Origin of the sequence: Cohnella hongkongensis (genome assembly GCF_042654645.1) — a bacterium.
Lineage (GTDB): Bacteria > Bacillota > Bacilli > Paenibacillales > Paenibacillaceae > Cohnella > Cohnella hongkongensis.
On record NZ_JBHSEP010000009.1, the window covers coordinates 1 to 24,413 of the forward strand.

Below are 24,413 nucleotides of genomic sequence, written 5' to 3' on the forward strand. Positions count from 1 at the left end.
TCCCCATGCGACTTCAACCTCCTAGGGTAGGGTAGGTAAGATTGAAGCTCTCTCTGTCGGGTGCTTCTTTCTTCGATAGTCGCTGGGGATTTCCTGTTCTAATCGGATTATATTACACGCCAGAAAGGATGAGATTCGCTATCCTTACCTGAATCACCTCCGGCAAAAACGCGATTCAGCGTCTGGAGGACGCCGAAGGCGTTTTTGTTGGTTGAGCGGCCGGGCCGCTGCTTGCGATTGGCGGTTAGATCTTCATGACGCCGCCTTGGCTTGCGTTCGTGACCATGGCGGAGTAGCGGGCCAGGTAGCCGCGTTTGATTTTCGGCTCGAAGCCTTTCCATTCGGAGCGGCGGCGTTCCAGCTCTTCGTCGCTCACTTCCAGCGTAATCTTCCGGTTGTTCATGTCCAGCTCGATCATATCGCCGTCCTTAACGAACGCGATCGGACCGCCTTCCGCCGCCTCGGGGGAAATATGGCCGATGGCGATGCCTCGCGACGCGCCGGAGAATCGTCCGTCGGTAATAAGGCCAACCTTCGTTCCGAGTCCCATGCCGACGATCTGGGAGGTCGGGGCGAGCATCTCCGGCATTCCCGGGCCGCCCTTGGGGCCTTCGTAGCGAATGACGACGACGTGTCCTTCCTTGACCTTGCCTTCGGCAAGCCCCTTCAGCACCTCGTCCTGGGAATCGAAGCAGATGGCCGGTCCGCGATGGTAGCCGCCAACGGATTTGTCGACCGCTCCGACTTTGATGATCGAGCCGCCCGGCGCCAGATTTCCGAACAGAACGGACAGACCGCCTTCCTTGGAATGCGGATCGTCGATCGGACGGATAACCGAATGGTCGGTAATTTCCGCTCCCTCGACGTTCTCGCGCAGCGTTTTGGCGGACACCGTCAGAACGTCGCCTTTCAGGGCGCCTTCTTTTTTGAACAGCTCGTTGATAATCGCGCTTACCCCGCCCGCGTTGTGCAAGTCTTCGATGTGATGGTCGGAAGCGGGCGCGAGCTTAGACAAGTAAGGAACGCGCTTGGCGACTTCGTTGATCCGCTCGATCGGGTATTCGATGCCGGCCTCGTGCGCCAGCGCCAGCGTGTGAAGGACCGTGTTCGTCGAGCCGCCCATCGCCATGTCCAGGGCGAACGCGTTGTCGATCGAATCCAGAGTCACAATATCGCGCGGCTTGATGTCCTGCTTGATCAGCTCCATCAATTGCTTCGCGGATTTCTTGACGAACTCGCGGCGCTCCGGAGCGACGGCGAGAATGGTGCCGTTGCCGGGGAGGGCAAGGCCGAGCACCTCCGCCAGACAGTTCATCGAGTTGGCGGTGAACATGCCGGAGCAGGAGCCGCAGGTCGGGCATCCGTACTGTTCGAGCTCGGTCAGGCTTTTCTCGTCGATCTTCCCCGTCATGTAGGCGCCGACGCCCTCGAATACCGAGGTCAGCGAGATGGCGCGGCCGTCGCTCGTGCGTCCGGCCTTCATCGGTCCGCCGCTGACGAAGATCGTCGGAATGTTGACGCGCAGCGCCGCCATCATCATGCCGGGCGTAATTTTGTCGCAGTTGGGGATGCAGACCATGCCGTCGAACCAGTGGGCGTTAACGACCGTCTCGACGGAGTCGGCGATGATCTCGCGGCTTGCGAGGGAATAGCGCATGCCGATGTGGCCCATGGCGATGCCGTCGTCGACGCCGATTGTATTAAATTCGAACGGAACGCCGCCCGCCTCGCGAATCGCTTCCTTGACGATCTTGCCGAACTCTTGCAGATGAACGTGACCGGGCACGATATCGATATAAGAATTGCAGACGGCAATGAACGGTTTGCCGAAATCCTCCTCTTTAACGCCGGCTGCCCGCAGCAAGCTGCGGTGCGGTGCGCGGTCGAAGCCTTTGGTGATCATGTCGGAGCGCAATCTTTTGTTAGCCAACTGGTAGTCCCCCTCTATCGGATAAACCGGAATGTCATATCCTTGATTCTATCACATATGCCGACAGGTTGACCAGAACGGCTTGCGCCCAAGGCTTGCCAGGCGCCGGGCTTGCGGCTGTCCGCGCTCGCGAGCGGCCGAGGGCTGATCTTCCCAACGGATTTTTCAATTTTATAAATGTTACAAAACATAACGCATTAAACAATGCAACCCTCATTACCCGGTTTCTTTTTTCGAGAAAACCGCTTGATTATGTTAGGTAATATTACATAAAAGATTTACAAGAAATTGACCATTACTTATAATGGAAAGAAAGCTTAGGGAGGGGTGCCGAGTTGAATCTGACGGAACGCGAAAAGGAAAAACTGCTGATTACGCTGGCGTCGGACCTGGCGCACCGTAGATTGGCGAGAGGAATCAAGCTGAACTACCCCGAATGCATCGCGATTATTACGTCGGCCATTATGGAAGGGGCGAGAGAAGGCAAAAGCGTGGCCGAGATGATGGCTTACGGGTCGACGCTGCTGACGCGGGACCAGGTGATGGAAGGGGTGCCCGAGATGATCGCCGAGGTGCAGGTGGAGGCGACGTTCCCCGACGGAACGAAGCTGGTGACGGTTCACCATCCGATCGCTTAATCGGATGCAGCGGTTCGCGAAGGAGGCGATGACGATGATCCCTGGAGAAATCCGGGCGGCAGCCGGAGAAATCATCTTGAACAAGGGGAGGCGAACGGCGGAAATTCTCGTCTGCAATACGGGAGATCGTCCGATCCAGGTCGGATCCCACTATCATTTCTTCGAGACGAATCGGGCCTTGCGGTTCGACCGGCAGCAGGCGTTCGGGATGAGGCTCGAGATCCCGGCGGGAACGGCGGTCCGGTTCGAGCCCGGAGAAGAGAAGCCGGTCCGGTTGACGGAGCTGGGAGGGCGCAAGCGGTCGTTCGGTCTGAACGCGATCACCAGAGGCGACGCCAGCGGAGAGATGTCCAGCGAGGTGGCCGAACGCCTTCGGGCTTGGACCGCTCTCGAAGAGAAGCAAGACCGGATCTAGACAAGAGAAGGAGAGCGGTAAAGCATGCGGATGGATCGGGAAAGCTATGCGGGCATGTTCGGTCCGACGACCGGCGATCGCGTGCGGCTCGCCGATACGGAGCTATGGGCGGAGATCGAACGGGATTACACCGTATACGGAGACGAATGCAAGTTCGGAGGCGGGAAGGTCATCCGGGACGGCATGGGCCAGTCCAGCGGCGCTGTCCGCTCCGAAGGCGTGCTGGACACGCTGATTACGAACGCGGTCGTGATCGATCATTGGGGGATCGTAAAGGGGGACGTCGGCATCAAGGACGGCGTCATCGTCGGCATCGGCAAGGCGGGCAATCCCGACATCATGGACGGGGTGGACGCGAATCTGGTCGTCGGAGCCAGCACGGAGGTCATTGCCGGGGAGGGCAAGATCGTCACTGCCGGAGGCATCGACACGCATATTCACTTCATCTGCCCGCAGCAGATCGAGACGGCGCTCGCCTCGGGCATCACGACGATGATCGGCGGCGGCACCGGCCCGGCGACGGGAACGAACGCCACCACCTGCACGCCGGGCGCCTGGCATCTCAGACGCATGCTGGAGGCGGCGGAGGCATTTCCGATGAATCTCGGCTTTCTGGGCAAAGGGAACGCCTCGTCTCCGGAGCCGCTCATCGAGCAGATCGAGGCCGGGGCGATCGGACTTAAGCTTCACGAGGACTGGGGGACGACGCGGGCGGCGATCGACGCCTGCCTCGGCGTAGCCGACCTGTTCGACGTCCAGGTGGCGATTCATACGGATACGCTGAACGAAGGGGGCTTTGTCGAGGATACGCTTCGGGCGATCGGAGGGCGGACGATTCATACGTACCATACGGAGGGGGCCGGAGGAGGCCACGCTCCCGACATTATCAAGGCGGCCGGCCACCCGAATGTCATCCCTTCGTCGACGAATCCGACGCGCCCCTTTACGGTCAACACGATCGAAGAGCATCTCGATATGCTGATGGTGTGCCACCATCTGGACAGCTCGATTCCCGAAGATGTGGCGTTCGCCGATTCCCGCATCCGGCCGGAGACGATCGCGGCGGAAGACATTTTGCACGATCTGGGGGCGTTCAGCATTATTAGCTCGGACTCGCAGGCGATGGGACGGGTCGGCGAAGTTATTACGCGCACGTGGCAGACGGCGGACAAAATGAAGGCGCAGCGGGGGGCGCTTCCCGGCGACGGGAACGGAGACAACGAACGGATTAAACGCTACGTCGCCAAGTATACGATCAATCCGGCCGTCGCTCACGGGATCTCCCATATCGTCGGCTCGCTCGAGCCCGGGAAGTGGGCGGACCTTGTCGTATGGAGCCCGGCTTTCTTCGGAGTCAAGCCCGATCTGGTGCTGAAGGGAGGCAGCATTGCCTACGCGCAGATGGGCGATCCGAACGCCTCGATCCCGACGCCGCAGCCGGTATTCGGCAGGCCGATGTTCGCCGCGTACGGGAGGTCTCTGTACAAGAGCTCGCTGACCTTCGTATCCCAGGCCGCGTACGAACGGGGAGTCGCCAGCGAGCTCCGGCTGCAGAAGCGCGTCGAGCCGGTCCGCAACTGCCGCGGCATCGGCAAGAAAAACATGATTCGCAACGACGCGACGCCGGTCATCGAAGTCGATCCTGATACGTACAAGGTGACGATCGACGGAGAGCCGGCCGTATGCGAACCGGCGGCAAAGCTGCCGATGGCTCAGCGATACTTCCTGTTTTAGCGGGAGCGGCCGATTAGACCGGGAAGGAGGCGGATCCTAACATGACGGTGAGCGGGGAGGAAGCCCGCGCCGAAAGCTGGCTGTCGCTGCAGCTGCTGCTCGATTCGGCGCTGCCGATCGGAAGCTTCGCCCATTCCTTCGGGTTGGAGACTCTTGTGCAGGACGGCGCTCTGACGACAGCGGATGAGTTGAAGGCCTATATGGAAGGGATGCTTCGCCACAGCTGGGCGACCGGAGACTTGATGGTGGTCAAAGCCGTGTACGCGGCCGATAGCGTCGACGGCGAGCATACGGGCGTCCGGGGAGAAGAGCGCTACGATTACCGGATTGAGAAGCGGGTGCACCTCCAACGGATTGCGCCGGAGTCTCGCGAGGGCATGGAGAAGATCGGCAGGAGGCTGCTGAAGCTGGCGCCGGAGCTGTTTCCCTGGGCGGATTGGAGCCGTTTGGGCGATGACGTTCGAGTCGGCCGCTGCCGCGGGAGCTACCCGCTCGTCTACGGAACGATCTGCAGAGCGCTGCGCATTCCGATCGATCAGGCGGCGGAAGGGTATTTGTATACGTCGGTCGTCACCTGCGTGAACGCCGCCCTGCGCCTGTTCTCGATGGGGCAGACGGAGGCTCAGCGGTTGACGGCCGCGCTGTTCCCGGCGGTGGCTGCCGCATGGTCGGCCGTGCGGGAGATGGATCCCGACGACGCGTACAGCGCGATGCCGCTTGCCGAGCTGGCGATGATTCGTCACGAGACGCTGTATTCCCGGTTGTTCATGTCTTAGCAAGACCCATCAAACACATCTATCATTTGGAGGGATGGCCCATGTGCCAAGGAAAAGGACCCGGACATCATCATCATCGCGACGGCTGGGTGACGCCGCAAGCGGTAAGCGGCAGGCCGATGCGCATCGGCATCGGCGGGCCGGTCGGCTCGGGCAAGACGAAGCTGGTCGAGCGGATCGCCTTCGAGCTCAAGGACAAAATCAACCTGGCGGTCATCACGAACGATATTTACACGAAGGAAGACGCCCGCATCTTGTCGGACACCGGCTGTCTGCCGGAAGAGCGAATTATCGGCGTGGAGACCGGCGGATGCCCGCATACGGCCATTCGCGAGGACGCCTCGATGAACTTCGAAGCGGTGGAGGAGCTGGAGAACCGGTTTCCGGATCTGGACCTGATTTTAATCGAGAGCGGGGGAGACAATCTGGCCGCCGCCTTCAGCCCCGAGCTGGTCGACCGTTTTATTTACATTATCGACGTTGCCCAAGGCGAGAAAATTCCGCGCAAAGGCGGACCCGGCATTATGAGATCCGATCTTCTCATCATCAACAAGATTGATCTGGCGCCGCACGTGGGCGCAAGCCTTGAAGTGATGGAGCGCGATTCGCGCCACATGCGCGGCGACCGTCCTTTCGTATTTACCAATCTGTTCGGAGGGCATGGGCTGGACGAGGTCGCCGAGTGGGTGTTCCGTCAGACGAACGATGCGGCCGTGGTCTAGCGAGATCGCGAGAACTTCCGAGCTGCGTGCGGTAGCGGGGCTGTCCGGCGGCAGGCCCGCGCTGCTCTCCCGGTACCACTCGTCGCCGCTCAAGATCGCGAAGGCTTTTCCGGTCCGCTGCGGCGACGGCCGCCAGCTGGCCGTCGTGCAGATGGACGGATCGCCCGGCATGCTGGAGGGCGACCGCTATCTGTTCGATTGGACGCTGCGGGACGGCGTGCGGCTGTACGCGACGAACCAGTCGTACACTCGCGTCCATCCATGCGAGAAGGGGAACGCTAAGCTCGCTCAGAAATTTGATTTGCAGGCCGGGGCTGTGCTCGAATGGATGCCCGAGCCCGTCATGCTGTTTCGCGACGCCCGGTTTCGATCCGAGACGGAGATCGACCTGGCGGAAGACGCGGTCTGCATGATGACCGACATTTTCTGTCCGGGCAGACTGTCCAGAGGCGAAGCGTTCGCCTTCGGAAGCTACGACGCCAGGCTGACGGTGCGCTTCAAGGGAGAGCTGATCCACTACCAGCGGCAGCTGTGGGAGCCCGCATCGCTTCCCGTCGAGAATTCCGGCTGCTTCGGGGCGCATACGCATGTCGGCTCGTTTATGGCGTTCTCGGATCGGCTGACGAGGGCTCATGCGGACAGAATTCGCGAAGCGATCGGCGGAGCGGGCGAGGCGCTGCCGGGCGGCGTCGTGTGGGGCGTCGCACGGCTGGACGGTCCCGGTCTTGCGGTCCAGGCGGCGGGGAACGCCGCCTGGAAGCTGCAGAAGCTGCTTCTGATTGCCTGGGACATCGTTCGCAGGGAGCTGCTGGGGCTGCCGCCGCTCCGGCTGATCCGGGAAGCGTGGATGCACGATGTCGAATAAACACCGAATAAGCCTCGGCAGACGCCGAGGCTTGTTCGCGTTCCGTTCGGCAGCGCCGCCTCATCGGTCGGAGAACAGATGGGCAAGCCCTGCGAACGGCAGGTTCTCGTAATGCTCGGTTTTGTAGACGACCTCGCTCTCGAGCGCCGTCTCGTCGCTCAGCTTGTTGCGCCGGAACTGGAACTTGTCGTACAGCTTGACGAGAATGCGGGCCGTATTGATCGCATCGTCCATCGCTCTATGGTGGGAGCCGCTGAACGGGATTTCCAGCATTTCGAGCGCAGGCTTCAGCCCCATCTGCTGGTGCTTCTCGAGCTTGTATACTTTGGAGAGCATTTTCTGCAGGTTGTTATGGTTGACGATCCAGTCCGTCGAGATCCGATGCTGGCGGCACTCCTGAACCAGCTGCCGCTGGTCGTCGGGGCCCCATGCGCACAAGAAGTACTCTTCCTGTCCCATCCAGTCGATGAACTCGCGGACGACTTGCGCCAGCGGCTCGGCCGCGTCGACATCCTCCTGCGAGATGCCCGTGAATTCGGTCGTGTCGGCAGACAGCTGCGGAACGACGACAGGCTTGACGAACGCCTGGAACGTATCGACGATTTGCGGCTGCCCGTCGACCGAACCGACCTTGGCCGCTCCGATCTCTATAATTTCCGCGATCTGTCCTTTTTTGCGACGCACGGTCATTTCCAGGTCGTAGACGATAATAATCACTGCATGCACCTCTAGAAATATTCCGATAATGAAAGGCGTACCTCTGTTATTATAGACTGCCGCCGATCATTTGTCAGTGTGGAAAAAAATTGTTCGCACCCGAAAAAAGGTCGAATTTGATCGAACCGTGGCGGTAGGCTACAATATAAGCTATCAACTATTTTTCGTTTTAGGCGGGAGGAGTATGACCATGAGCACGTTTGCCCAGAGATTGGCCTCGATGAAGCAAGGATTGAAGGACCAGGTCACCAAATTCAAGAACAAGGATTTCATGGACGCGGTCGTCGCGGGCTGCGCGATCGTCGCCGCGGCGGACGGCAGCATCAGCAGCGAGGAAAAGCAGAAGATGATCGGCTATATTCAGCACAACGAAGAGCTGAAAGTGTTCGAAACGGCCAAAGTCATCGAACGATTCAATTTCTATACGGGCAATTTCGATTTCGACGCGATGATCGGCAAGGCGGAGGCGATGAAGCCGATTGTGAAGCTCAAGGACAAGCCGGAGATTTCCCGCATCGTCATCAGCGTCTGCTGCGCGATCGGCGCCGCCGACGGGGATTTCGACGAGCAGGAGAAGAGCGTCGTTCGCGAAATCTGCCGAGCGGTTAATCTGAACCCTTCCGACTTCGGTCTGTAACCAAAGAGACAGTAATCTTTCCCCCAATGCGGTCAGGTTAAGCAAAAGGTCAAAAAGCGGCACAGCAGGAATCGTCCCAGTCGGGGGAGTGGTAGATTTTGGGTGTGGCGGAGATAAACGAGAGAGGCAGGGGCTATAGGCAACACTGGCAGGGGCCCGCGGTCATCACGGACAAAGGCCCACTCGCGCCAACTGCGCCAACCCACCAGCCTACAGCTAGCCCACCAACCCCCACCAACCGACGCCACCCCGCTAACGTAACGGTTGCCAGCGCCGCTAATTGGTCCGTTTTCGCAATATGGAGATTGTAACGGTTGCAGCAGCGGCTATTTCAGTCGAAACCGCGCCGTTTCGCTCGATAATCCCAAAATAAGCGCGATGGCAACCGTTAGCTTTTCCTTTTTCGGAAAAACAGCCGATTAAGCGCCACTGCAACCGTTAGACGTCACCGGCAGGATGCGCGCCGTCGATCGCATACTATCGGTCGCATACCATCGACCGTATGCCACCGATCGCATACGACAGCGGCTTAACCTGGTAACGCTGATCCTTGCCCCTGCTTCTGCCCTTATGGCGGAAGCGGGGGCATTTTTGAGGTCCGTTTGGAGCGGGTCCGCGAGACGGTGTTCTGCGTTTGTTCAGAATTTGTTGAGAAGCGGTTAGTAAAATAGTTGCAGGAATCGTATTCGATAGAGGGTCTTTAGATCCAGTTGTCAAAAGGGGGTAGAAGCTTCATGCTGCCAGCAGATCATTTTCGTGTGGAGGACCAGATTCGCAACGAGGAGATTTTTACGCCGGACGAGGTGGACGAGATTTTGAGGCAGCTCGAGGAGGAGACCGGCGGGCAGTCCCGCGATTGAAGCAGGAGGTGCCGAATGCGGATCGCCGCTCGATACGTCACAGTCAAAGCCGGTTGTCCGCAGCGCGGACAACCGGCTTTGACTTGCTCGCGATTATTGGCCCGTCCGGATCGCCGCGTCGTGCGCTCTGGCGAAATCCTCCGGCGTGATCTCTTGGCCGAACAGCGCCTGAATCTGGTTCAGATGCACGTCGGCGGCTCCCGGGGCCATCTGCACATCGGCGAACAGCGTCATGCTCGTCGCCTTGTTGGCCTCGTTAAACAGATCGGTATAGAGCTGCGGCAGCTGCCCCTTCGACGTGTTCACCTTCGTAGCCGGGATGACGCCCGCTCCGGTAACGGACTCCTCGCCCCATCGCTTCACGAAGTACTCGACGAACCGTTTCGCCTCTTCTTTGACAGGGGAATCCTCGGCGACGAACAGGCCGACGCCGGGACCTCCGACCCAGCTGTCGATATCGCTTCGTTCGCCGTCCGCGGCCGGGAACTTGAAGAAGCCGACGCTGTCGCGGAACGACTGCGGAATGTCCTGGTTCGTCGTATAGTTGGGCAATTCCCACGTGCCGACCATATACATCGCGGCTTTCTCATCCACAAACTCGGCTTTGGCTTCGTCGTTCGACAGGCCGTTGAAGCCCTGATTAAACGCGTCCATATCGACCAGGTCCTGGATCCTTTTCGCGGCTTCAACTAGACCCGGGTCGGTAAAGGAGGAGGCGCCCTTGATTGCGCTGGCGAGCGCTTCCGTTCCGGCGATCCGGTCGGCCATATACATGTACCAGAGCGAGCCGGTCCAGCGATCCTTGTTGCCGAGCGCGATCGGCTCCACGCCGTCTGCCGCCGCAAGCACCTCCACAATATGCAGGAACTCCTCGTAAGTCGTCGGAACCTGAAGCCCGTACCGGGCGAAAATCTTTTTGTTATAGTAGACCGGGGCCAGGTTGAATTCCAGCGGAAGCGCGTACGTCAGGCCGTCGACGGCATACGCTTCCGTCGTTCCCGAGACGAACGAATCCTTCAGATCGCCGCGCAGCAGATCGTCCAGAGGCGTCAACAATTGGCCTTCGACGAACGGCTTAAGGTAGCCGGCCGCCCAGGTCATGCCGACGTCCGGCAGGTCGTTGACGGCGGACAGCACCTTGATCTTCGCCTTGTACTGCTCGTTCTCCAGCACTTCCTGCTTGACGGTCACGTTCGGATTTTCCGCCTGGTATTCCTCGATAATTCGGTTGACGATCTGATACTGGCCCGCTGCGCCTGCTTCCGGCCAGAGGTGCATCATGCGGATCGTCATCTTTTCGACGGCTCCCTCGGGGACGAAAGTATCGCTCGGTCCGCCGCATCCGGATAAGACAAGAGCCAGGCCAACGGTCAGCGCTAACGACATTCGGTATTTTGGGCCCATACGATCTCCCCCTATTCAGGCATCGTGCCGTCGTAGGCAGGATGCGCATCGGACATGACAGCGATCCTTACTCTTTAACGCCGCCCAGCGCCACGCCTGAGATGATGTACCTCGACAGCAGGAAGTAGATCACGAACAGCGGCAGCACCGTCAGCGCCAGTCCCATATAGATCGAGCCGAACTCCGTCTTGTAAATGTCCCCTCTAAGCAAGCTTACCATAATCGGCAGCGTATATTTGTCCTGTTTTGTAAGCAAGATGAGCGGCATGAACAGGTTGTTCCAACTGGCCACGAAGGCGAAGATCGCTTGCGTGGCGAGGGCCGGCGTCATAATCGGTAGAACGATGCGGTTAAACGTATAGAATTCGCCCGATCCGTCTATGCGCGACGCCTCCACCATCTCGATCGACAGAGCGGCCAGCAGGTACTGGCGCATGAAGAACACGATGGCCGGCGCCGCGATGGAAGGCAGAATGAGCGGCATAAAGCTGTTCGTCCAGTGCAGCTGGTACATGAACTGATAGAAGCCGATTGCGCTGGCCTGGACCGGAATCATCATGACGCACATGATGAAGGTAAAGAAGGGCTGGCGCATCCTCCAATTGTACACGACGAGGGCGTAGGCGGTCAGCGAGGAAAAATAAACGGCCAGCAGCGTCGAGAAGCCCGAGATCGTCAGCGAGTTCAGGAACCCTTGCAGCGGGTCGAAGCTTTTGCTGAGCAGCACGTCCAGGTTGGCCAGCATATGCTTCGAAGGCAGCAGAGACAGCCCGCTTTGGATCTCCGGAGTGGAGCGCGTGGCATTGACGAACATAATCCAGAACGGCATGATGCTGAGCAGCGACAGGAAAATGCAGACGATGTAAATCAGCGTTCTGTTGATATTAAGGGTTATGACGTTGTCTTTTCGGATTTGGTTCATTCGGTTACGCCCCCCTTGTCGACGCTTTCGCGGCTTGGCGGAGCTTCTTCTGCGCTTTCCGAAGTTTTCCCGCGTCGCGATCGCGCATGAAGTAGAACAGCAGCGCCGACAGCACCGCCGCAATGAGGAACATAATCATGCTCGCCGCCGCCGCGCTGTTGTACATATAGCTGCCTCTGAACGCTTGGCCGTAGATGAAGACGGATGCCGTCAGCGTGGCGTCGTCCGGTCCGCCGGCCAGGAACAGCTGCGGAATGTCGAACATCTGCAAGCCGCCGATCATCGACGTAATCAAGGTGTACAGCAGAATCGTCCGGAGGCTGGGCAGCGTGACCCGGAAGAACGTCTGAATCCCGTTCGCGCCGTCGATCGCCGCCGCCTCGAAGAGCGTCGGATTGATGCCGAGCACGCCAGCAATCAGGATGATCATCGTGTTGCCGTACCACATCCAGAACTGTATGAAGCCGACGATGCCGCGCGCCGTCGTCTTGTCCTGAAGGAAGAAGATCGGGGCGTCGGACCAGCCGAACAATTCGAACAGGCTGTTCACCGGCCCCATCGGGTAAGCGAACAAGGAGTTAAAAAGCACGGCGATCGTGCTCGCCGTGATAATGTTCGGCATATAGAGCAGCACTTTGAACGCGCCTTGTCCCCGCACGTTAAGCCGCCGGTTGGTAAACCAGGCGGTCAGGAGAAGCGCAAGCACGATCTGCGGGATGAAGTTGATGATCCAGATCAGCCCGGTGTTGACCAGCGATTTGCGGAAAGAGACATTGTCGAAGAGCAAGTCTTTGAAGTTTTGAAACGGATTGTCTAAAATTTGAATCGGCTTCGGGATTAACCCTCTCAAATCGGTGAACCCGATTACTGCGGTATACAGAATCGGATACAGCGAGAACACCAGAAACGCAAGCACAAAAGGAAGACTGAAAATATAGCCGTATTTCGTATAGCTGACGCCCTTGCGGCGCATGGCTCTCACCCCGTTCGTTCGGATAAAGGGGCAGGAAACGCGCCTTCCCGGCCGCCGACTTCGTCGACGGCCAGTGCCAGTGCGGCATCCCGCCCCTTCGGCGCCGTATTACTCGCTGTCGATGCCGAGTTGGTCTTTCACCTGCTGCTTGAAGTCGGCGATCGTCTGTTCGCGGCTCTTGTTGCCAGCGGTATATTCGCGCACTTGTCCGCGCCAGAGGATGTTGATCGTCTCGTCGTATTGCGTCAGGTTTTTGCCTGTTGCGTTGGCGTTGGCAGGAACGAATACGTCGAACATGTTTTGCCCGCCCAGCAAGGCGACCTCGCCGTTGGATTTGGACATGACGACGGAGGATGCGACGCTGTCCTTCGTGCCTTCCTCGCCTTCCTTCATCGTGCCGTTAGCCCAGTAATATTGGAGCCCCGTTTCGGAAGTGTCCAGCGTCACCCATTTGATAAAGTCGGCGACGGCCGCTCTCTTGGCGTCGTCCTTGGCGACGTCCTTGTTCGCGAGCAGCCAGGTGCCGCCCCAGAAAAATCCGGTCGGCGATTCCGCAACCGCCCAGTCGCCGTGCGTATCTTTTACTTGACCGTTCATGACGTAGTTGATGAGCCAGGCCGGACCGAAGAAGCCGAAGATCGGTTGGGCGCCGGAGCCTGACATGTCCGCATACCACGCTTCCGTCCAGTCCTGCGTATCGTTGTGGTAGCCGTTGTCCTTCAGCTGCTTCGACAGATCGAGGAATTCCTCGCGCTTCGGATCGATGTGCAGCTTGCCGTCTACGATCCAGCCTTTGTCGGAGCTGTTCTCGATCGCGTGCCACATATCGCCGTCGCCGGACACGATGCCGTAGCCTTTTTCCTTGAGCTTGGCGGCCGCAGCGAAGAACTTCTCCCAGCCGGGGCCGACCTCATTTTTGATTACGGCGGGATCGTCGGTTCCGAATACGTCCTTGGCGATCGAGCGGCGATAGATGAAGGCGCCGCCGGTCGCTTGATAGCCGAGCGCTTTCAGCTCGCCGTCTTTGCTGCCGATGTCGACCGTATATTGCGCGATGCCGGCTTCCTGCACCAGATCGTCGGTCAGGCCGAGATCGGCGTAGTTCGCGGCATAGCCGGATGCGTCGCCCTGCGTGTACTTGAGGACAAACGCGGCCTCGGCGGCGTAAATATCCGGAGCGTCCTTGCCGCCGGCGGCGAGCGCCTGGTCAAGCGCCGGCTGGTAAGCGCCGTCCGTCGTCGCGATGATCGTCGTCGAGAACTCGACGTTCGCGTCGGGATTCAGCTCCAAATATTTGGCCGTCATATTCGGAATTTCGTCCGTGAAGCTCCACAGATTAATCGTAACCTTCTCCGCCGGCTTGCTGCCGGAGGACGGCGCCGGCGCGGAGCTGCCTCCGCTGTTGTTCGAAGGACTCGATCCTCCGGACGAGCCCGAGTTGCCGCCGCTGCAGGCGGCCAGAACGGACGCCAGCATGACGATGGCGATGGTGAATGAGAAAATACGCTTCATTTCATTTCAGCCTCCCCTTTTTTCGATGGCAGTTATTTTGTAACCGCTGTCAATATTATAGAGGCCAAAATGTAAGCGCATAAGGAACCAGCGATTGGGAGAAATTCCACTTTTATTGGATAGATTGCTCGGTATCAAGCACTTGATGTCGATACTGGTTCGGACTAATTCCCTCGTTGTCCTTAAACACCTTAACAAAATACTTGGCGGTCTGATAGCCGACCTTCTCGGCGATTTCCCAGATCGGCATGCGGGTGGCGGCGAGCAGCTCCTTCGCCCGCTGCAGCCGCCGGCGCGTCAAGTAATCGCTGAACGTCACTCCGGTCTGCTCCTTAAACAGCACGCTGAAATAGCTCGCGTTCAGATGAAGCCGCTCGGCGACCTGCTTCATCCCGATCGCCTCGTGCAGATGGGCGTCGATGTAGCCGATCGCTTCCTTGATCGCAGTCCCGTAGCGCGCCTCGTCGCGTCCCGCCTCGAGAAGCTTCGGGTCGACGAGCTTCTCCATCGCGTCGAGTCGCTCCCGGCCGCTGTCGAGCTGGAGCGCGCGCTGCACGGCGTCGATGAGCACGGTCTTGTCCAGCGGCTTGACCAAGTATTCGAACACGCCGAGCGAAATTGCTTTTTTCGCGTATTCGAATTCGGCATAGCCGGAGATGACGATGACGACGGGCCGATGCCCGAGCTCGCCGAGCATCTCCAGCATCTGCAGTCCGCCGATCTCCGGCATCCGGACGTCCGTAATAATAATGTGCGCGGGCTTCTCCCGCAGCCATTCGAGCGCCTCGACTCCGCTGGCTGCGCTCTCGATCCGGTATTTGCCCGCCGCCCAGGCGGTGAGCGCCTTCTGAATGCCCTGGCGCGTGCGCGGTTCGTCGTCCACGATCAAGATGGTTTTCAAGAAAATTCGCCTCTTTCCGGAGGAATCGTAATATCGAAGCGGACGGTCGTGCCGGAGCCGGGCTCGCTTTCGATGCGCAGGCCGCTGCTGTGCTCCGCCGAATCGGGATAATAAAGCCGAAGTCTTCGCTGTACGTTGGACATGGCCACGCCGGCCCCTTTTTTCGGCGCCGGCGCGGTCCCGTCCTCGATGCTCCGGATCAGTCCGGCCAGCGTCCCGGCGTCCATTCCGGGGCCGTCGTCGAGGACGGCCACCGTAGCCCGATGCAGTCTGGCCGAGAATACGCGAATGGTCACCGAGCCGGGGCCGAGCCGGCTTTCGACGCCGTGCAGAATGGCGTTCTCCACGAGCGGCTGAATGATCAGCTTCGGGATCGGAACCCGCAGCAGCTCCTCGTTCGCGTCGATATGCCAATGAAGCCGGTCGCCCAGCCGCATTTTCATAATTTGCAGGTAGCGCTGCGCGTGGTCGAGCTCGTCGCGAACGGTGACCCATTCGTCGCTGCCCGTCGCGCTGCCGATGACATACCGGAACAGACCCGACATCGCGACGATCGTGCGGGCGAGCTCGCTCTCGCCCTTTTCCTCGAGAGACCAGTAGAACGCTTCCAGCGTGTTGAACAGGAAGTGGGGGTTGATCTGCGCTTGCAGCGCCTTGAGCTCTGTGCGGCTTTGCGTAATTTCCTTCTCGTAGACGACTTGAATGAGTTCGTTCATATGGGACACCATCTGGTTATACGTATTGTTCAATTCGGAGAGCTCCAGCGTTCGGAACCGGCTGCGGCTGGCGGGAAGCTGCTTCAATCCGCCGAATCTGGCCCCGCGCATGCTTCTCATCAGCCGCAGAATCGGTCGGGTGATCATCGTGGACAGCAGCAGCGTCAGCAGCAGGAAGGCAAGAGCGGCGATGCCGATAGAGATATAGATGGCGGTTCGCAGCACGGAAATGCCTTCCGTCGCCGCTTCGACCGGCATGAGCAGCACGAGCTTCCAGCCGGTCAGATCGGAATGCTGCCGGACGGCGAGCATCCGCTCCTGTCCGATCATGACTGTGCTGCCGGTCTGCGCAAGCACCGACTGAGCCGCCTCGGCGTCGATGTCCGACACGATCGGATTGCCGTTCTGGTCGCTGAGCAGCATAAATTCCCGACGTTCGGAGGGAGAGTCCTCCTTGTCCGGATCGTTCATGTCGAAGTAATCGCGGTTGACGTGAATGACGAGATAGCCGCCGGGCAAGTAGGATTGATCGATCAGGTGGATGCGGCGAATCGCCAATACCGAATTGGGCGCGCGCGGATCGAGTCCGATCCAGGCAATGCGCCCTCGCTTCTCGTCCGCCGCCTCGATCGCATCGCCGGAGATGCGGTTGGCCATCCGATCGTCCAGCGGGAACAGCCGGCGGTTATCGATCGTATACAGCTCGAGCGAGCTGATGCCGGAGGAGTAGACCATATAATTGTTGGCGATCCGCAGCAGCGACTGGCGCTCGTTGAAGTTGGACGCCATCCCTTGCGCTTCCTTTAGCAGCAGCCCCTGCACGTAGGCGTCCGTTACGATCTGGGTCGTCAGCGAATCGATCTGCCTCAGCAGCTCGGCCAGCCTTCCGTTGGCCTGAATCGCCGTCTGCTCGGTATGCTTCTCGGCGCTTTGCCGCAGGAGAACGGAGACTTCGCCGTAGATAAAAGCGCCTGCAAAAGTAAGCACAAGAATCATCGTCAGCGTAAAGCCGGCGAAGATCTGATTGCGCAAGGTGTTCATACGACGCAGATTAACGAGCCGTTCAGCCCATTTGATCACATGGATCCGTCCCTCGATTGGTCATCTTCAGGTTCAGCGTACCTTAAGTTCGTTCGGAGTGTCAAACTTCGAGGAGAAGAGAGGATGCGCTCTAGGCGAAACGCATGATCGAGCAGGGGAGCTTGCGATCGCGGCGCAGAGACAGCTTCCTCCGCGCCGCCGTTTTCAACGATTCCGCATATTTCTCAAGCCAGCGGTGTTCAAGCGAGCGACAACTCGCTGGCGAGCCGCCTTATTCGCCTATCTTTTCGCTTTATAGAATTCGTGATACAGCTTCATCAGCGCCCGCTTCTCGATTCTCGACACATAGCTGCGGCTGATGCCGAGCTCCCGGGCGATTTCCCTTTGCGTGCGTTCGTCTCCGCCGCCGTCGAGACCGAATCGGCCGCGGATGACCTCCTGCTCCCGGTCGTCGAGAATGTCGAGATTGCGGTAAATTTTGCTTTTCTCGATTTTCAGCTCCACCTTGTCGACGACCTCGTCGGGCTCCGTGCCGAGAATATCCTGCAGCGTAATTTCGTTGCCTTCCTTATCCGTCCCGATCGGATCGTGAAGCGACACGTCCTTTCTCGTTTTTTTCAGCGATCGCAGATGCATAAGTATTTCGTTCTCGATGCAGCGGGCCGCGAACGTCGCGAGCTTCGTTCCTTTGTTCGGCTGGAAGCTCTCGATCGCTTTGATCAGGCCGATCGTTCCGATGGAGATCAAATCTTCCAGATCTTCTCCGGTGTTGTCGAACTTCTTGACAATATGCGCGACAAGCCGCAAGTTATGTTCGATCAGCAGATTGCGGGAGACCGGGTCCCCGTCCGCCAGCCGTTTCAGATGAAGAGCCTCTTCGTCGTCGGTGAGCGGCTGCGGGAACGCGTTGTTTTTGACATAGGAGACGAGCAGGGAAAGCTGTTTCAGAAACAGGGCAATCGATGTCATAAAACCGGGCACGGGATGGCACCTCCGGAAGTGGGATCGCTCGCGGAAAAAGAAGCATTATCATTGTATGTGGGTGGACGCCCAACCGTGCCTGTTCCACCGGATTAAAAGTCATTTTGTCGAATGACAATGCCCTGCAATGGGAAATAATGAACGCGATGAGTTGAATCCCGATTTCTCATGGAGGTGTTCACAATGGCAGTCAAAGGCGCCGGGCGCGGCACCGGAAATTTCAAGCCCGTATCGATGTCGTCCAAGGAGTATCAAGCCTTCGCCAAGGCGCGCGAACCGGCCCGGTCCGTATGGACCAATTGCCTGAAGGCGTTTCTGGTCGGCGGAATCATCTGCACGATCGGTCAAGGCGTCACTCAGTTTTTTATGGCGGCGTTTCAGATGTCGTCCAAGGACGCCAGCAATCCGACCGTAGCCGTCATGATTTTGCTGGCCGTCATTCTGACGAGTCTGGGCGTGTACGACAAAATCGCCCAGTGGGCGGGCGCGGGAAGCGCCGTTCCCGTCACCGGCTTCGCCAACTCGATGTGTTCGGCCGCCATTGAGCATCGCGCGGAAGGGCTTGTGCTCGGGGTAGGCGCCAATATGTTCAAGCTGGCCGGATCGGTCATCGTGTTCGGCGTCGTGGCCGCATTCGTCGTGGGCATTATCTATTGGGTGTTCGGAATTGGGGCGTGGCACGATGCTGCAGGGTAAACGGTCTTGGGTATTCGAACGGCCGCCCGTCATTATCGGGACCGGAACGGTCGTCGGTCCGGACGAAGGCCAGGGGCCGCTGGCCGCAGACTTCGATCTCGTCCACCCCGATCTGGAGATCGGCCAGCCGACCTGGGAGAAGTCGGAGAGGGCGCTGATGGAGCAGGCGACGGATATCGCTTTGCAGCATGCCAATCTCTCCAAGGACAAGCTGAATTTTTTCGTCGGCGGAGATTTGATGAACCAGATCATCAGCACGACCTTCGCGATCAGACAGCTGGGGGCGCCGTATCTTGGCGTGTTCGGAGCGTGCTCCACATCGATGGAATCTTTGGCGATCGCCTCGCTCCTCGTCGGCACCGGAGCCGCCGATTACGTCATGGCCGGCACCTGCAGCCATAACTGCACCGTCGAGAAGCAGTTCCGTTACCCGACGGAATACGGTTCCCAGAAGCCGCCTACGGCGCAATTCACCGTCACCGGAGCGGGCGCTTCGATCGTGGCCCGCAGCGGGACGGGCCCCGTCGTCACGGCGGCCACGATCGGCAAAATTCTCGACCTGGGCATCAAGGACCCGTTTAACATGGGAGCGGCGATGGCTCCGGCCGCCGTCGACACGATTCAGAGCCATTTTCAGGAGACGGGCCGGGATCCGGGCTATTACGATCTGATCGTCACCGGCGATCTGGCCGGAGTCGGGCACCCGCTCGCCAGCGAGATGCTGCAGCGCAACGGGGTGCCGATGGAACGAACGACGTTCAGAGACTGCGGGCTCATGATCTACGACGTGGAGAAGCAGAAGGTGCAGGCGGGAGCCAGCGGCTGCGCCTGCTCAGCGGTCGTCACTTACGGGCATCTGTTCAAGCGCATGCGCGCTGGAGAGCTCAAGCGGATTCTCGTCGTCGCCACCGGCGCGCTGCTCAGCCCGCTGTCCTATCAGCAGGGAGAGAGTATCCCTTGCGTCGCTCACGCCGTCGCGATCGAGGCCGGCAACTCGGGACAAGGAGGTGCAAACGCATGATGACCTACGTATGGGCGTTCGTCGTCGGAGGAGCCATCTGCGTCGTCGGCCAGCTGCTGTTCGACGTCGCCAAGCTCACTCCGGCGCATACGATGTCGCTGCTGGTCGTGACGGGAGCGCTGCTGGACGCCGTCGGCTGGTACGATCCGTTGGTCGATTTCGCCGGAGCGGGGGCGACGGTGCCGATTACGAGCTTCGGCAACGCGCTCGTCCACGGCGCTCTGACCGAGCTTCAGGAATCCGGGTGGATCGGCGTGATCACCGGGATCTTCCAAGTGACGAGCGCAGGCATATCCGCCGCCATCGTTTTCTCGTTTTTGGCCGCTTTGGTCGTCAAGCCGAAAGGCTGATTCCGATTCGTTGGCCGTTCCGCTTCAGAGGCAGCCAAGCCCGACCCGGGTTTGGCTGTTTTTCTATTGATTTTTGGAAGAAACTAAAATTTACGATGCAATCCAAATTCCGGTATAATAAAACGTGACACGCAAAAGTACATCGAAGTAGATTGCGATAGGAGGAGCGAGAAATGGATCAACATGCCGCGATGCAACTGTTAGATAGGATCAGACTTAACATGGAATCCTGTATTTACGGCAAAAAAGAAGAAATCGCTTCCATGCTGACTGCGCTGCTTGCGGGTGGGCATGTACTGATCGAGGACGTGCCGGGCACCGGCAAGACGCAGATGGTCAAGGCGCTGGCCTTGTCGATCGGCGGTATTTTCCATCGCATTCAATGTAATCCGGACTTGTTGCCTACCGATATTACGGGCGTTTCCATTTATCATCCGAAGCTGGAGCAGTTCGTGTTCCGGCCGGGCCCCGTCATGGCCAACCTGCTGCTGGCCGACGAGATTAACCGCGCGACGACGAAGACGCAGTCGGCTTTACTTGAGGCGATGGAGGAAAGGCGCGTATCCGTCGACGGGGAAACCTACCACCTTCCTCATCCGTTCATGCTGTTCGCCACGCAGAACCCGATCGAGTTCGAGGGCACTTACAGCTTGCCCGAGGCGCAGTTGGACCGCTTTCTGATGAAGATCAAGCTCGGATATCCGGACGAAGCCTCGGAAAGGAGACTCGTGCTGGAGCCGGGCGCCAGCCGCGCCGCGGAGGCGCTGCAAGCGGTGGCGACGGTCGAGGACGTCGCCCGCATGCAGAAGCTGGCGGAGGAGATCCATCTGGAATCGTCGGTCGCCGACTACTTGGTGGGCCTCGTTCGCGGCACCCGCGAGCATTCGGCCGTTCTGCTCGGCGCAAGCCCGCGGGCCGCCGTAGCGCTGACGGCCGCCGCCAAAGCCTTCGCCTTCCTGAATCATCGCGCCTTCGTCCTGCCGGACGACGTGAAAGCGATGGCGCCGCTCGTGCTCGGCCACCGGCTTCACTTGCGGTCTGAAGCCCGCATGCAGGGCGTGACGACCGTTCAGGTGCTGCAGGACGTGCTGCGCATGCTGCCGGTGCCCGTAGGGATGGAGCGCTGATCATGACGCGTCTGCCATTTCCCCGCGTCTGGTGGTGGAGCGCGGCTCTATACCTCATTTCGCTCTGCTATTTATTGTTCCAAGGCGGGAAAACGTCGCTGATGCTGTTCGCGATATTAAACGCGCTCGCCGTTTACTTGATGCTCGGACGATGGAGCGGCATCGGCGGCGTGGAGGGCGTCCGCCTGACGGAGGCCGGAGACGGAAAGTCGGCGCTCCTGACCGCGGGCACGCGGCTGCAGGTGAAGCTGCGCATGCACGTCCCCGGTTTTTGGCCGCTTCCTTACGTTATCGTCAGAGAGAAGCTGGTCCGCACGACCGGCGGCGACGCGCAAATCTACGAGATGTCCTTCGTCCCGGATTACCGGAGAAAGGGCGAGGTGCAGTTCGAGACCGCTCCGCTGAGAAGGGGCCGTTATCAATTTCAGGAGACCGACTGCTCGACGAGAGATATTTTCGGTTTGTTCGAGCATCGCGGCTCGTTCCGGCAGCCGCTGCTCGTGCAGGTGCTGCCCCGGACCGTTCCGTTAAAGGATTGGAGACTGCTCAGGCGCTCTCAGCGGGGGGTATTCCAGCATACGTTCACGGCGTTGTGGGCCCGAGAGACGACCCAGATCGACGGGGTCAGGGAATACATTCACGGAGACCGGCTGTCGCGCATCCACTGGAACGCGACGGCGAAGACGGGGCAGTGGAAGTCGAAGGAGTTCGAAAGAGAGGCGCTGCCCCGCGTCGTCTTCGTCTTGGATCGGAACGCCTACGCCTACGCGCATCCGGAACAGTTCGAGCTGGCCGTATCGGCGGCCGCTTCGCTGCTGGAGCTGACGATCTCCCGCGGCATGCCGGTCGGGTTCGTGTCGGCCGGTCGGGACGAAAGCTGGTACGGCGAAGGACGCGCTCCGGTGTCCAGGGACGAGGTGTTTCAGCATCTGGTCGACGTCGAAGCGGACGGCGATTGGCCGATGGACCGGTTGCTCGCCCAGGTGGCGGAGCGTTACGAGCCGGGCGTTCACATCGTCGTGATCGGCTCCGGCGCGGACGAGCAGCTGTCGGCCGCCATGAGCGTGCTGGAAAGCAAAAGAATGGTGCCGAGCATCATCCATATCGGCCATCCATCCATGTCTGCGGAGGCGGCCGCCCAGCTTCGCCACTGGCAGCTGCTGTGCCAGTCCAAGCAATGGGAGTTCGTCTCGATCCGCGAGCTGGACGCGCTGCCCCAGGCGATCGGAGGTGCATCCGCATGAGGAACGTCCTGCTCTCGGGACGGTTCTGGAGACGGTTCGTGCTGGAGCGTCTTCACCGTCTTCTCGCCATCGTCGTCGTGCTCCAGCTGGTTCGGGTTTTCTCCGATTACTGGTGGGAGGAGACGTACGCCGTCGTTTACGGCACGCTGGCGGCAGCCGCCGTCACGGAGCTGCTGTTCACCCGCCATATTTGGGTCAGACTGCTGCTGCAGCTGCTCGCCGTCGTCGGAATGATCGTCTGGATCGTTCCGATCGAGTGGGGAGGCTGGCCGGAAAGCTGGCGTTCGTGGGATAGGGTCGGCGAATTTCTCACGTTTCATCTGACATCGTTCCATCCGTTCTTCGAGCTGGCCGCAGGGACGCTGCTGACCGTGCACGCTCTGGCCTGGATCGGGACGAGAAGAGCGGGCGCGATCGCGATCATCGTGCTGTCGATTACAGGGATGGCGATTGTCGATTCGTTTTTCCCGCTGGAGCTGTGGCGCAACATCGCATGGATCGTCACCGCCGGGCTGGCCTGGCTCGTCGTTCTGCACCTCAGACAGCTCCAGATTCGTCATCCGAACAGCTGGGAGGCGATGGCCGAGCGGCCGCTGGACATCGCGATCCCTGCGGTGTTGATCATTTCGATCGTGCTGGCGAGCGGCATCGTGATGCCCCGCGCCCCGATCATTCTCGAGGATCCGTATACGATCTGGACGGAAGCGCAGGGACGAGAGGTTCCGGTATTTTCCGGCGAAGGAGGCGTGCAGCGGTCGAACGCGTCGGGAAGCGCAGGCTCTTCCTTGTCGGGCTACAGCCGGGACGACCGCAAGATCGGGGGAGGCTTTCAATTCGATTATTCCCCGGTGATGACCGTAACGACCTCCCAGCGCAGCTACTGGCGCGGAGAAAGCAAGGCGGTATATACGGGAGAAGGCTGGGAGGACTTGAGAAATCCGGTTCTCGTTCCGGCTGCGGTCGGTCAGGACGTCCCGAGCTACGAGCTCAATCCGCCCCGCGCCGAGGGCGTGGAGACGATCGAGGTCGTACAGACGGTGACGATCGAGCGCAGAGACAGACTGCCGGTGCTGTTTGCGGCCGGTCCGGCGGCGGCGGTCACCGAGCTGAAGAGCGACAACAATGCGGGCTTGAGATGGAGCCCGAGCGAATGGGAGCTGAGATGGGGCAGATCCGCCCGCGTGCAGACTTATTCGGTCGTCTCCGAGGTGACGGTGCTGGACGAGGAAGCGCTGCGCAATCTCGACCCGTCCGCTCCGAGCAGCATCGACTTGACGCCGTATTTGCAGCTGCCCGACGATCTGCCGCAGCGGGTTCGCGACTTGGCCGCGGAGCAGACGGCGGGAATCGGCAATCCGTACGATCGCGCCAAGAAGCTGGAGCAATATTTGAAGGAGACGTTCCCGTACACGAATACGCCGGATCTGTCCCGCCAGTCCAACCGGAACGGCGATATCGTGGACGCGTTTTTGTTCGAGATCCAGGAAGGCTACTGCGATTATTTCTCGACTTCGTTCGTCGTGATGGCCCGATCGCTCGGTCTTCCCGCGCGTTGGGTGAAAGGCTATGCGACCGGATACGATCAAGCCGCCATGGAAAGGGCTCGCTTCGGCGGACCGGAGATGGAATTCGATCCGCTGGGCGCGGGGACGTATACGGTTCGGAACGCGGACGCCCACTCGTGGGCGGAAGTGTATTTCGAGGGACACGGCTGGATTCCGTTCGAGCCGACCTCCGGCTTCTCGGTTCCGCAGCCGCGCCTGGCCAGCGAGCCTGCCCCCGTCGAGACGTCGGCGCCGGTGGACGCGGCCCCCGTCGAACCGGAGGTCGTCGTTCAGGATAACCGTTGGCTCGTAACGGCCGGAGTCGCCGTCGCCGCGGCGCTTCTGCTCGCCGCCGCAGCCGTGTTCGCCTTCAGGAGCCGCTGGGGAAAAATCGCGTGGACCCGCGTTCGCTCCCGAGGCGCGACGCCGGATCAGCGGATTGTGCGCGAGATGGAGCGTCTGCTCCGCTTCCTCCATCGCCAAGGCTTGCGCAGGGAGCCGCACGAGACGATCCGCGAGACGTTCACCCGCTGGAGCGGAAAGTTCTCGTCGCTGAGTCCGGAGTTCGAAGGGGCGCTCACGCTGTTCGAGAAAGCGAGATACGGGAAAGGGCAAGGAGATAGCGCTCTTCTGGCCGACTTCAATGAAGTGTCGGAGAAAATTCGCAAAGCGCTGTAGCCGGGTTGC

23 protein-coding genes are annotated in these 24,413 nt (G+C 59.8%); 14 read left to right on the forward strand and 9 right to left on the reverse strand.

Features of this window, described 5'->3' with window-relative positions:
- Window positions 1-244 precede the first annotated feature (244 nt).
- A complete protein-coding gene (gene ilvD / locus ACFO3S_RS13545) occupies window positions 245-1,930 on the reverse strand; it encodes a dihydroxy-acid dehydratase (RefSeq protein ID WP_378096755.1) in 1,686 nt (561 codons plus the stop codon).
- A gap of 335 nt (window positions 1,931-2,265) precedes the next feature.
- Between ilvD and ACFO3S_RS13550 the strand changes: the two genes are divergently transcribed.
- Genes ACFO3S_RS13550 through ACFO3S_RS13575 form a run of 6 tightly spaced genes read left to right on the forward strand, consistent with a single transcriptional unit; the run spans window position 2,266 to window position 7,080 of the window.
- The gene (locus ACFO3S_RS13550; RefSeq protein WP_378096758.1) at window positions 2,266-2,568 is read left to right on the forward strand and encodes an urease subunit gamma; all 303 of its coding nucleotides are present in this window, start codon (window positions 2,266-2,268) and stop codon (window positions 2,566-2,568) included.
- Between the two features lie 34 nt (window positions 2,569-2,602).
- The gene (gene ureB / locus ACFO3S_RS13555; protein WP_378096761.1) at window positions 2,603-2,983 is read left to right on the forward strand and encodes an urease subunit beta; all 381 of its coding nucleotides are present in this window, start codon (window positions 2,603-2,605) and stop codon (window positions 2,981-2,983) included.
- 30 nt (window positions 2,984-3,013) lie between these two features.
- On the forward strand, window positions 3,014-4,717 hold the full coding sequence (gene ureC, locus ACFO3S_RS13560) for an urease subunit alpha (RefSeq protein WP_378097266.1): 1,704 nt from the start codon (window positions 3,014-3,016) through the stop codon (window positions 4,715-4,717).
- 41 nt (window positions 4,718-4,758) lie between these two features.
- Complete coding sequence (locus tag ACFO3S_RS13565; RefSeq protein WP_378096764.1) at window positions 4,759-5,493, forward strand: urease accessory protein UreF; 735 nt, start codon at window positions 4,759-4,761, stop codon at window positions 5,491-5,493.
- A 41-nt stretch (window positions 5,494-5,534) separates the two neighbouring features.
- Window positions 5,535-6,215 (forward strand): urease accessory protein UreG, encoded by a 681-nt coding sequence (ureG, locus tag ACFO3S_RS13570; protein WP_378096767.1) that lies wholly within the window; start codon window positions 5,535-5,537, stop codon window positions 6,213-6,215.
- Window positions 6,199-7,080, forward strand: a complete 882-nt coding sequence (locus ACFO3S_RS13575) for an urease accessory protein UreD (protein WP_378096769.1) — start codon at window positions 6,199-6,201, stop codon at window positions 7,078-7,080. Before ureG ends, ACFO3S_RS13575 begins: the two co-directional genes overlap by 17 nt.
- Before the next feature lie 60 nt (window positions 7,081-7,140).
- On the opposite strand, the gene ACFO3S_RS13580 is transcribed toward ACFO3S_RS13575, so the two are convergent.
- The gene (locus ACFO3S_RS13580) at window positions 7,141-7,797 is read right to left on the reverse strand and encodes a 3'-5' exonuclease (RefSeq protein ID WP_378096772.1); all 657 of its coding nucleotides are present in this window, start codon (window positions 7,795-7,797) and stop codon (window positions 7,141-7,143) included.
- Window positions 7,798-7,987: 190 nt separating this feature from the next.
- On the opposite strand from ACFO3S_RS13580, the gene ACFO3S_RS13585 reads away from it, so the two are divergent.
- Entirely contained in the window at window positions 7,988-8,434 is a 447-nt protein-coding gene (locus tag ACFO3S_RS13585) for a tellurite resistance TerB family protein (RefSeq protein WP_378096774.1), read from the forward strand.
- A gap of 734 nt (window positions 8,435-9,168) precedes the next feature.
- The gene (locus ACFO3S_RS13590; RefSeq protein ID WP_378096777.1) at window positions 9,169-9,294 is read left to right on the forward strand and encodes a hypothetical protein; all 126 of its coding nucleotides are present in this window, start codon (window positions 9,169-9,171) and stop codon (window positions 9,292-9,294) included.
- 93 nt (window positions 9,295-9,387) lie between these two features.
- On the opposite strand, the gene ACFO3S_RS13595 is transcribed toward ACFO3S_RS13590, so the two are convergent.
- From ACFO3S_RS13595 to sigK, 7 genes are all read right to left on the reverse strand, one after another.
- Window positions 9,388-10,698: an extracellular solute-binding protein gene (locus ACFO3S_RS13595; protein ID WP_378096780.1), complete on the reverse strand. Its 1,311-nt coding sequence runs from the start codon at window positions 10,696-10,698 to the stop codon at window positions 9,388-9,390.
- Between the two features lie 67 nt (window positions 10,699-10,765).
- Window positions 10,766-11,620, reverse strand: a complete 855-nt coding sequence (locus ACFO3S_RS13600) for a carbohydrate ABC transporter permease (protein ID WP_378096783.1) — start codon at window positions 11,618-11,620, stop codon at window positions 10,766-10,768.
- Window positions 11,621-11,624: 4 nt separating this feature from the next.
- Window positions 11,625-12,593 carry a carbohydrate ABC transporter permease gene (locus ACFO3S_RS13605; RefSeq protein WP_378096786.1) on the reverse strand — a complete coding sequence of 323 codons (969 nt, stop codon included), beginning with the start codon at window positions 12,591-12,593 and terminating at the stop codon, window positions 11,625-11,627.
- Window positions 12,594-12,701: 108 nt separating this feature from the next.
- Entirely contained in the window at window positions 12,702-14,105 is a 1,404-nt protein-coding gene (locus tag ACFO3S_RS13610; RefSeq protein ID WP_378096789.1) for an ABC transporter substrate-binding protein, read from the reverse strand.
- A gap of 112 nt (window positions 14,106-14,217) precedes the next feature.
- Window positions 14,218-15,006 (reverse strand): response regulator transcription factor, encoded by a 789-nt coding sequence (locus ACFO3S_RS13615; RefSeq protein ID WP_378096792.1) that lies wholly within the window; start codon window positions 15,004-15,006, stop codon window positions 14,218-14,220.
- A complete protein-coding gene (locus ACFO3S_RS13620) occupies window positions 15,003-16,802 on the reverse strand; it encodes a cache domain-containing sensor histidine kinase (RefSeq protein ID WP_378096795.1) in 1,800 nt (599 codons plus the stop codon). Before ACFO3S_RS13620 ends, ACFO3S_RS13615 begins: the two co-directional genes overlap by 4 nt.
- 240 nt (window positions 16,803-17,042) lie before the next feature.
- Entirely contained in the window at window positions 17,043-17,744 is a 702-nt protein-coding gene (gene sigK / locus ACFO3S_RS13625; RefSeq protein ID WP_378096798.1) for an RNA polymerase sporulation sigma factor SigK, read from the reverse strand.
- Window positions 17,745-17,927: 183 nt separating this feature from the next.
- On the opposite strand from sigK, the gene spoVAC reads away from it, so the two are divergent.
- The 6 genes from spoVAC to ACFO3S_RS13655 all read left to right on the forward strand — a co-directional run bounded on the left by spoVAC (window position 17,928) and on the right by ACFO3S_RS13655 (window position 24,404).
- The gene (gene spoVAC / locus ACFO3S_RS13630) at window positions 17,928-18,440 is read left to right on the forward strand and encodes a stage V sporulation protein AC (RefSeq protein ID WP_378096801.1); all 513 of its coding nucleotides are present in this window, start codon (window positions 17,928-17,930) and stop codon (window positions 18,438-18,440) included.
- Complete coding sequence (spoVAD, locus tag ACFO3S_RS13635; RefSeq protein WP_378096804.1) at window positions 18,427-19,461, forward strand: stage V sporulation protein AD; 1,035 nt, start codon at window positions 18,427-18,429, stop codon at window positions 19,459-19,461. The genes spoVAC and spoVAD overlap by 14 nt, the downstream gene beginning before the upstream one ends.
- Complete coding sequence (gene spoVAE / locus ACFO3S_RS13640) at window positions 19,461-19,811, forward strand: stage V sporulation protein AE (protein WP_378097269.1); 351 nt, start codon at window positions 19,461-19,463, stop codon at window positions 19,809-19,811. Before spoVAD ends, spoVAE begins: the two co-directional genes overlap by 1 nt.
- Before the next feature lie 173 nt (window positions 19,812-19,984).
- Window positions 19,985-20,938: an AAA family ATPase gene (locus tag ACFO3S_RS13645; RefSeq protein ID WP_378096807.1), complete on the forward strand. Its 954-nt coding sequence runs from the start codon at window positions 19,985-19,987 to the stop codon at window positions 20,936-20,938.
- Between the two features lie 2 nt (window positions 20,939-20,940).
- On the forward strand, window positions 20,941-22,182 hold the full coding sequence (locus tag ACFO3S_RS13650) for a DUF58 domain-containing protein (RefSeq protein ID WP_378096810.1): 1,242 nt from the start codon (window positions 20,941-20,943) through the stop codon (window positions 22,180-22,182).
- Window positions 22,179-24,404, forward strand: coding sequence for a DUF4129 domain-containing transglutaminase family protein (locus ACFO3S_RS13655; protein ID WP_378096813.1), 2,226 nt, complete (start codon window positions 22,179-22,181; stop codon window positions 24,402-24,404). The genes ACFO3S_RS13650 and ACFO3S_RS13655 overlap by 4 nt, the downstream gene beginning before the upstream one ends.
- Window positions 24,405-24,413: the final 9 nt, after the last annotated feature.